The following is a 9288-nucleotide window of genomic DNA, read 5'->3' as shown; positions in this document are numbered from 1 at the left end:
CAGCTGGTGCTGACCGCCGCGATCCTCAACGAGCGCGCGGCGCTCTCGGTCGAGATCATGCGCCACGGCAAGGACGTGATGAGCGACAAGCCGGGGATGACCACGCTGGCGCAGCTCGCCCAGTTGCGGCGCGCGCAGGCGGAGACCGGCCGCATCTACTCGGTCTGCTATTCGGAGCATTTCGAGACGCGTTCGACGGTGAAGGCCGGCGAGCTGGTCGCCGCAGGCGCCATCGGCAAGCTGGTGCACACGCTCGGGCTCGGGCCGCACCAGATCCGCAACAACCAGCGGCCGGACTGGTTCTACGACCGGCCCCGCTATGGCGGCATCCTCGCCGATATCGGCAGCCACCAGTGCGAACAGTTCCTGTTCTTTTCGGGCACCGACACGGAGGCGGAGGTGATCTCGGCGACCGTCAACAACCGCGGCAATCCGGGCCGGCCCGGGCTGCAGGACGTGGGCGACATGCACCTGAAGTCGCCGACGACGACGGGCTACGTGCGGGTCGACTGGTTCACCCCCGACGGGCTCGGCACCTGGGGCGACGGGCGGCTCGTGCTGCTGGGCACCGAGGGCTACATCGAGTGCCGCAAGTACATCGACATCGCCGGCCGGCCGGGAACCGACCACCTGTTCCTCGTCGACAAGGCGGGCACCCGGCACATCGACTGCTCGGCGCAGGACCTGCCCTATGGACGGCAGCTGCTCGCCGACATCCGCGATCGGACGGAAACGGCGATGCCGCAGGCGCGCGCCTTCAAGGCAATGGAACTGGCACTCACGGCGCAGCAGATGGCCGAAATCGGGACGGTGTGGCAGCAATGAACAGGGTATACACGGTCGCGGTGGTCGGCGGTGGCATCGGCCGCGCCCACATCATGGACGGCTACGAGACCAACAAGGACCGCTTCCGGGTGCTCGCCATCTGCGATCTCGATTCGGCTCGTCGCAACGGGCTCGCCGACGAGTTCGGCATCGAGCGGCGTGTCGAGCGGTTCGACGACCTGCTGGCGATGGACGATCTCGACATCATCGACATCTGCACCCCGCCCATGCTGCACCACCCGATGGTGATGGCGGCGCTGAGGGCGGGCAAGCACGTGATCTGCGAGAAGCCGCTGGTCGGCTCACTCGCCCAGGTCGACGAGGTGATCGCCGAAGAGAAACGCTCGACGGGCCGGCTGATGCCGGTGTTCCAGTACCGCTTCGGCAACGGCATCGGCCAGGCCAAGGCGATCATCGACGCCGGCATTGCCGGCAAGCCCTATGTCGGCACGGTCGAAACGCTGTGGCGGCGCGAGGCGGACTACTATGCCGTGCCATGGCGCGGAAAGTGGAAGACCGAGCTGGGTGGGGTGCTGATGACCCATGCCATTCACCCGCACGACATCTTCACTTACCTGATGGGCGAACCGAAATCGCTGTTCGGCCGGGTGACGACGCGGGTCAATCCGATCGAGGTGGAGGACTGCATCTCGGCATCGGTGGAGATGGCCTCGGGGGCCCTGGCGAGCTTCACCGCTACGCTTGGCTCCGCCGACGAGATCTCGCGCATCCGCATCGCATTCGAGAACGTCACCTTCGAAAGCGACCACGCGCCGTATAATCCGGGCGGGGCGCCCTGGAAGATCCTGCCGCGCAACGACGCGACAAGGGTGCGGATCGACGAGCTGCTGCAGGACTGGCAGGACACGCCGCCGCGCTTCGAAACGCAGATGCGACTGTTCTGGGAGGCACTCGAGAGCGGCGGGCCGCTGCCGGTGACCAGCGCGGATTCACGCCGGGCCCTCGAGATCGTCACCGCCTTCTACCACTCGAGCGAAACGCACGAGGACGTCCGCTTCCCGATCGGGCCGGAGCATCCGAAATACGAGAGCTGGCTGCCGGCGGGGTTTCGGTGAGCATGACACCGCCTGGCCCAGTCGCCCACCGCTTTCCTTCTCCCCTTGCGGGACTTCGAGCCGGTCGCGCCGCGATCAATCGCTCCAGCGGAGCGATTGAAGGCAAGCTAGGTGCCCCAAGGGCGGATGTGGGGTTTGCCTCCGCCATCGCGTACCCCTCATCCGGCGCTTCGCGCCACCTTCTCCCGCAAGGGGAGAAGGGAGACCGGCGGCCTTCGAGGAGACCCTACTGATGTCCACCAGCGTCGTTCTCAACAAGGTGGTGAAACGCTATGGCGACGTGGAGGTGATCCACGGCATCGACCTCGCCATCGATCCGGGCGAGTTCACGGTGTTCGTCGGGCCCTCGGGCTGCGGGAAATCCACCCTGCTGCGGATGATCGCCGGGCTCGAGCCGATCACCGGCGGCGACATGCTGATCGACGGAGTGCGGATGAACGAGGTGCCGGCAGCCCGGCGCGGCATTGCCATGGTGTTCCAATCCTACGCGCTCTACCCGCACATGAACGTCTACCAGAACCTCGCCTTCGGCCTGGAGACAGCGCGGGTGCCCAGGCCCCAGATCCAGGCGCGGGTGCAGAAGGCGGCGGAAATCCTCAGGATCGAGGCGCTGCTCAAGCGCAAGCCCAAGCAGCTCTCGGGAGGACAGCGCCAGCGCGTCGCCATCGGCCGCGCCATCGTGCGCGAGCCCAAGATCTTCCTGTTCGACGAGCCGCTCTCCAATCTCGACGCGGAACTCAGGGTGCAGATGCGGGTGGAGATCGCCAAGCTCCACAACGACCTGGGCAACACCATGATCTACGTGACGCACGACCAGGTCGAGGCGATGACCATGGCCGACAAGATCGTGGTGCTGCAGGCCGGCATTGTCGAGCAGGTGGGCGCGCCGCTCGATCTTTACAACAAGCCGCGCAACAAGTTCGTCGCCGGCTTCATCGGCTCGCCCAAGATGAACTTCCTCGCCGCGACGGTCGAAGCCACGGACGGCGCCGGTGCGCGGCTCAGGGCCGGCGGCAGCGACATCGCCCTGCCCCGCCCGCTTGCCGCCCCTGCCGGGACGGTGACCTTCGGCGTCAGGCCCGAGCATATCGGCATCAGCGAGGGCAGCGGCGTGCCGCTTGCCGAGGTGAAGGTGGACCTCGTCGAGCAGCTGGGCGGCCAGACCATGGTGTATGCGACCACCGCCGACGGCCAGCCGCTCACCATCGCGGTGGACGGTCAGCGCCAGCTCGAACTGGGCCAGCGTCTGACCGCCTTTGTCGACCCGGCGCGCTACCACGTGTTCGCCGAGGACGGCCGGGCACTCTAGCCGGCCTAGACGAGCAGCGACTGGGCGATGGCGCTGCGCCGCGCGATCGCCCCCGCACTGTTCGCGGGGCGCTCGAACTCGCGCACGAAGATGGCGACCGCGTCATGCAGCGACGCGGTATTGCGGAAGGCGTTGTCGGCGGAGAGCGTGGCCATGTGGGCCAGCATGATCGCGATGTTCTGTTCCGCATCGGTGAGGACGGCGACGCTGTGGCCGGTGCCCACGCCGCCAGCTTGGTTGAGCTGAAAGAGGCCGTAGGACGGCTCGTTGCCGGCTGCCTTGATCGTGGGATCGAGCCCGGATTCACCGATGGCATTGGCGATGGCGGCGACCTGCTGGAGCACCCCGTAGCCGGCATTGGCGAAGCGTCGGGCGATGAGCTCGGCCATGTCGCGTCGGCCGGCGGGGATTTCGGGAGAGTCGAAATCGATGCGGCCACCCGCCGGGCCGGCCGGCGCAAGCACGGTCCCGCCACCGGCGATCAGTTGGTCGCCGGCCTTGAGCATTGCCTCGCGCGTTTCGGCCAAGGCCGCGGTGAGCGCCGCCGAGATCGACGTCAGTGCATCGGCGACGCTGCCGGTCCCGAGGATGCCCGCATCGCGTCCGGTCAGGTTGGCGACATCGATCCCCTCGGCGAGAGCCGTCGCTCCGTCGATGGCGCCGATGAGAGCGGCAACCGGCTGCGCCGTGTTCTGCAACGCGGCCGCGAGTGACCTGCTGCCCACCATCTGCGCGAAACAGAGTTCCGTTGCCGTCGGCTGGCTGCCGAGGAGCGAGGCGACGCGCACCTGCATCAAGCGCGCCATGATGGCGAAGACCGCGACCTGCAGGCTCCACGACCCGATCGCCGCCGCGGGCGCAGCGAGCTGGAACTGCGGCTGGGTGGCGTTCGCAGTCCATTCGGCGGGACTGAACCGGTATGGACCGACCGTGCCGTCGCTCCCGGTACCGTCGACGATGTTGCTGCGCAGGGCCGCGATGGCGGCGAGATAGTGCCCGCTCACCCCGAAGATCGATGCCTGCCAGTGGCACTCGAGCGCGAAGACCTGCTTGTCGAGCGGCCCGAGCGTATCGGCGGCGAGGTCCACCGCGGCCGCGCTCACCCAGCCTTTCTGCTGATCCGGGTGATCGACCAGCGTCACCTCGATCCAGGCGCCCTGCGTCGCGCCGACGGCAACCCGCGTGCCGCCCGGCACCTGCATGATGACGGTGCCGCCCGGGGCGTCGCGCAGGCTGCGGCTATCCTTGAGTACGGCCATGCGATCCTCCTACCCTGCCAATTGTCCGGCTTCGCGCGGGCCGCTGATGCCGCGCTCGGCGCAACTGCGGCCATTCGCATCGCGCACCGCCCGGCGCAGAACGTCCATCTGCTCGGGCCCGATGCCGCGCGTGGTGATGCCCGGATCGGGCGTCCCGGCGCCCTCGAAGAACTCGGCCAGCGCCCGATGGGTCGCCTCGCCCGGGTCGCCGTCGACCTGCGCGCAGATGGCGGCCTGCACCACGCGCCACTGCGTGGCACTGATGCCGCGTTCGTAATCGTTCTTGCCGGGGCGACCGGGCGGCGGCGTGAACACCTCGGGGAGCCGGATATCGGGATTCGAGATCAGGTCGCTCGGCCGGACGGAGCGGGTGGCCACTTCGATGTTGGTGGCGTTGCCGTCCGGCTTGGCCTCGGCAACCGCATCGCTGATGTGCTCGATCAACTGCCCTTCGATGGTCACCGGCAGGCAGAGATTGAGGTAACCCCGGACGGCGCTGTAGGCGGAAGCCCGGCTGTCGATGCTGTGGCGCTCGTCGGCAGCCTTCTTCTTGTAGGCGCCCATCACCTTCTCGACGAACTTCTTGGTGTTGGCCGGCGGCAGCTCGTAGAGGAAGGTACCCGCCACCACATCGGTCATCGCGCTCGCCAATCCGAAAGCCTGCGCGATGATGGCCATGGTCGCGCTGGCGGCGCCGGTGATCTCGAGGATGGCATTGGTGGTCTGCCCGAAGGCGGAGAGGGCCGACTTGGTCGCGCTGGTTCGCCGGTTGAAGGCAAACAGCGAGTCGAAATAGACCGCACACTGGTCATCGACGTAGTTGAACCCGGCGAGCGCCACTTCGTACCAGTCGGCACTGGCGTAGCCCATGACCTCCGCATCGGCCTGCAGCGCCCCGATCAGCTTCTGGTGCTCGGTGACCGACCGGGCGACGGCATCGCCGTCGAGCGTCGGCGACACCAGTTGCGGGGTGACTCCCGCGCAGCCGGTCAGCGCCAGGACACTTGCTGCGACAATGCAGATACGGACGCCGGGCAGGCGCCGGCGCGCGAAGGTCAGCAACATGATTTCGGCCCCTCAACCCAACCCGGCGCGACAAATTCGCCGCCGCCGACCCCGTCATGGTTATCACTCCGGCGCAGCCGGACATGTTGGGAGGACTACGCTCAGGACGGGCTTCTACTTGAGGAAGTGTCCGATCGGGCTCAGCCCTGCCCGGCCAGGAGCTCCGCATTGCCGCCCGAAGCGGTGGTGTCGATGCAGACGTGCCGCTCGGTGATCAGCCGCTCGGCATCGGACGGCCGGGTGATCAGCGGCACGATGGCCCCCTCCCGACGGGCCAGTGCCTGCCGCCAGGGCTTGAGTTCGCCGTCCGTGCCGAAATGCATCACCGCATCGACATGCAGGCCGGCCTCGATGGCGGCCGGCGCGAGCTTCTTGTCGACCCCGCCGATCGGTTCTCCGTTGGCACCCAGCTCCGCAGCGATCTTCTGCGCACCGGGCGCAACGACGAGCACGCCGTTGCCCTGCTCGAGGGCGAGCCGCGCCTGCCGCTCGGCGCTCGCCGCATCGGGGCCGAGGCAGAGCACGACGCCGCGCGGCCAGGTGTAGAGGGTGTTGGTTTCGCCGGTCGGACCCGGCAGGAGCCGCTCCGCCGGGATGATGCCGACCTGCTCGACCGCGATCCGCACCTTGTCGACCGCGGCAATGGCAAAGCCGATGGAGAGGCCCGAGAGCGGATTGACGCCGGCCGAAGGTTCATGCCGCTCCGCCGGGCGCCAGAAGCGCTGGAGGTAGTTGGGACCGCCGGCCTTGGGGCCGGTCCCCGACAGGCCTTCGCCACCGAAGGGCTGCGAGCCGACGACCGCGCCGATCTGGTTGCGGTTGACATAGATATTGCCGGCGCGGACGCGGCCGGCGATCTCCTCGACCCGCTCGTCGATGCGGGTATGAAGGCCGAAGGTCAGCCCGTAGCCCGCCCCGTTGATGGCGGCGATCACGGTATCGAGGTCCTCCGCCCTGAAGGTGGCGACGTGCAGCACCGGTCCGAAGATCTCCTCGGGCATCTCGGCGATGCCGGAGACCCTGAGCACGGTCGGCGCGACGAAGCTGCCGGCCTGCGGTGTCGGCAGGCGATGCAGCACCGCGCCGCGCGCGGCAAAGCCGTCGATATAGGCCTCGAAGCGGGCCTTCGCCCGGCGGTCGATCACCGGCCCGACATCGGTCGAAAGCGCCCAGGGGTCGCCAAGCTGCAACTCGTCCATGGCGCCGAACAGCATCTCGAGGGTGCGCTCTGCCGCTTCCTCCTGCACGTAGAGGATGCGCAGCGCCGAGCAGCGCTGGCCAGCAGACTGGAAGGCCGACGACAGGATATCGCGCACCGCCTGTTCCGGCAGCGCCGTGGAATCGACGATCATGGCGTTGAGACCGCCGGTCTCGGCGATCAGCGGTGCGCCCGGCGCCAGATGATCGGCCATCGCCGCATCGATCGCCTTGGCCGTCCTCAGCGAGCCGGTGAAGCAGACGCCGTCGATGCGCGGATCGGCGGCCAGCGCAGCCCCGACCACCGGGCCGGGCCCGGGCAGCAGCTGGATCACGTCCTCCGGGATACCGGCCTGCACCATCAGCCGCACGGCGAGCGCGGCGATCAGCGGCGTCGCCTCCGCCGGCTTGGCGAGCACGGTATTGCCCGTGACCAGCGCCGCCGCGATCTGCCCGGTGAAGATGGCCAGCGGGAAGTTCCACGGCGAGATGCAGGTGAACACGCCAAGCGGCCGGCGGGTCTCGGACGCCTCGGCCTCGGCCGCATAATAGCGCAGAAAATCAATGGCTTCGCGAACCTCGCCGACAGCGTCGGCAAGCGTCTTGCCCGCCTCGCGAGCGCACAGCGCATAGAATTCGGCGGCGTTCTGCTCGTAGAGGTCGGCAACCTGGCGGAGCAGCAGCGCCCGCTCCGCCACCGGCCGGGCGGCCCAATCGGCGGCGGCATCACGCGCCGTGGTGATGGCAAGGTCGATGGTCTCCGGCCCGGCGCAGATGGCGTCGCCCACCACCTCGCCGGTCGCCGGACTGACAATGGTGACCGTCTCGTTCTGGCCATAGGTGACCAGCGAAGCCGGCACGGCGTGCCAGCGCTTCTCACCCTCGCGAAAACGGCCCCGGTCGGCCAGCAGGAAGGCAACCGCCTGTGGATCGGTCAGGTCGCGCCCGCGCGAGTTGATGCGATGCGGCTCGAACAATGCCGCCGGATCGCGCACACGGCGCGGCGCTGTCTCCACAGCGGCAAACGGGTCCGCCACCACCGCGGCCGCCGGCACGTCGCGATCGGCGATCATGTTGACGAACGAGCCGTTGGCACCGTTCTCGAGCAGGCGGCGAACGAGGTACGCGAGGAGATCGGAGTGCCGCCCGACCGGCGCATAGATGCGGGTGCGGGTGCCGTGTTCCGCCGCAAGGATCTGATGCAGACGCTCGCCCATGCCATGCAGGCGCTGGAACTCGAAGGCGGCCTTGTCGACGCCGAGGGCTTCGGCGAGATGCAGCACGGCGGCGACGCTGTGGGCGTTGTGCGTGGCGAATTGCGGATAGAGGCGCGCGGTCTTGCTCAGCAACCGGCGCGCGTTGGCAATGTAGCTGACATCGGTCGCGGCCTTGCGGGAGAACACCGGGAAGCCGTCGAGGCCCAGCACCTGGGCCCGCTTGATCTCGCTGTCCCAGTAGGCGCCCTTGACCAGCCGCACCATCAGGCGACGGTCGAGCCGTTCGGCCAGCGCCTCGAGCCAGTCGATGACATGGCTGGCGCGCTGGCCATAGGCCTGCACCACCACCCCGAAGCCGTCCCAGCCGGCGAGTCGCTCATCGGCGAGCACGGCGGCGATGACATCGAGGCTGAGGTCAAGCCGGTCGGCTTCCTCCGCATCGATGTTGAAGCCCATGTTGGCGCCGCGCGCCATCATGGCGAGGGCGAGGGTGCGCTCGACCAGTTCGTCCATCACCCGCTCGCGCTTGATGAACTCGTAGCGCGGATGCAGCGCCGAGAGCTTGACCGAGACGCCCGGATTGTCGCGCACCGAGCCGGCGGTGGAGCGCGTGGCGAGCACGGCGATGGCCTCGGCATAGGCGGCGCGGTAGCGCTTGGCATCGGCCTCGGTGCGGGCCGCCTCGCCCAGCATGTCGTAGGAATAGGTGAAGCCGTCCTTTTCGGCGCGGCGGGCGACCTTCGTCGCCTCCTCGATGTCGCGGCCGACGACGAACTGGCTCCCGAGGATCTTCATGGCCTGCATCACCGCGGAGCGGATCACCGGCTCGCCGATGCGCTGCACGAAGCCCTTGATGAGGCCGGCGATGCCGGCGCCACTATCGCGCAGCACCTCGCCGGTCAGCGTCAGCGCCAGCGTGGAAACGTTGACCAGCGGCGAATTGGCGCGATCGAGATGCTCGGCCCAGCGGGACGGGGCAATCTTGTCCTCGATCAGGTCGTCGATCGTGCGGGTATCGGGAACGCGCAGCAGCGCCTCGGCGAGGCACATCAGCGCCACGCCCTCCTGGGTGGAGAGCGAATACTCGGCGAGAAAGGACTCCAGCATGCCCGCCGACTGCGCGGCGCGGACGTTTTCGACCAGTTGCGCAGCCCGCTCGCCGATCACCTGCCGATCGGCCGCGTCGAGCCCGGCCTCCGACACGAGGCGGGCTACCGTCCCGGCCTCGTCGGCGAGGATAGCCGAACGCATGCGGTCGCGGATGTCGTCGAGCTCAGCCATGATCGCCCCCGTGCCCAATAATGTGGCACGGGGTCGCTGATTTGTGTGGGGAAAATGTG

At 68.4% G+C, this 9288-nt stretch carries 6 protein-coding genes; 3 read left to right on the top strand and 3 right to left on the bottom strand.

Annotated elements, in window-relative coordinates; genetic code table 11:
- From ACE3TU_RS15130 to ACE3TU_RS15120, 3 genes are all read left to right on the top strand, one after another.
- The coding region (locus ACE3TU_RS15130; protein ID WP_374625621.1) for a Gfo/Idh/MocA family protein at window positions 1-825 on the top strand (825 nt) is incomplete at its 5' end.
- A complete protein-coding gene (locus ACE3TU_RS15125; RefSeq protein ID WP_374625619.1) occupies window positions 822-1901 on the top strand; it encodes a Gfo/Idh/MocA family protein in 1080 nt (359 codons plus the stop codon). The genes ACE3TU_RS15130 and ACE3TU_RS15125, both read left to right, overlap by 4 nt.
- 232 nt (window positions 1902-2133) lie before the next feature.
- Window positions 2134-3210 (top strand): ABC transporter ATP-binding protein, encoded by a 1077-nt coding sequence (locus tag ACE3TU_RS15120; RefSeq protein WP_374625617.1) that lies wholly within the window; start codon window positions 2134-2136, stop codon window positions 3208-3210.
- A gap of 5 nt (window positions 3211-3215) precedes the next feature.
- Here the strand turns inward: ACE3TU_RS15120 and ACE3TU_RS15115 are convergent, their stop codons facing one another.
- The 3 genes from ACE3TU_RS15115 to putA form a co-directional block, all read right to left on the bottom strand.
- Window positions 3216-4469, bottom strand: coding sequence for a phage tail tip lysozyme (locus tag ACE3TU_RS15115; protein WP_374625615.1), 1254 nt, complete (start codon window positions 4467-4469; stop codon window positions 3216-3218).
- Between the two features lie 9 nt (window positions 4470-4478).
- Complete coding sequence (locus ACE3TU_RS15110; protein WP_374625613.1) at window positions 4479-5534, bottom strand: hypothetical protein; 1056 nt, start codon at window positions 5532-5534, stop codon at window positions 4479-4481.
- Between the two features lie 140 nt (window positions 5535-5674).
- Window positions 5675-9229 (bottom strand): bifunctional proline dehydrogenase/L-glutamate gamma-semialdehyde dehydrogenase PutA, encoded by a 3555-nt coding sequence (gene putA / locus ACE3TU_RS15105; protein WP_374625611.1) that lies wholly within the window; start codon window positions 9227-9229, stop codon window positions 5675-5677.
- Window positions 9230-9288: the final 59 nt, after the last annotated feature.

This window comes from Devosia sp., from assembly GCF_041917035.1.
Lineage (GTDB): Bacteria > Pseudomonadota > Alphaproteobacteria > Rhizobiales > Devosiaceae > Devosia_A.
This window is presented reverse-complemented; position numbering and strand designations above follow the sequence as displayed.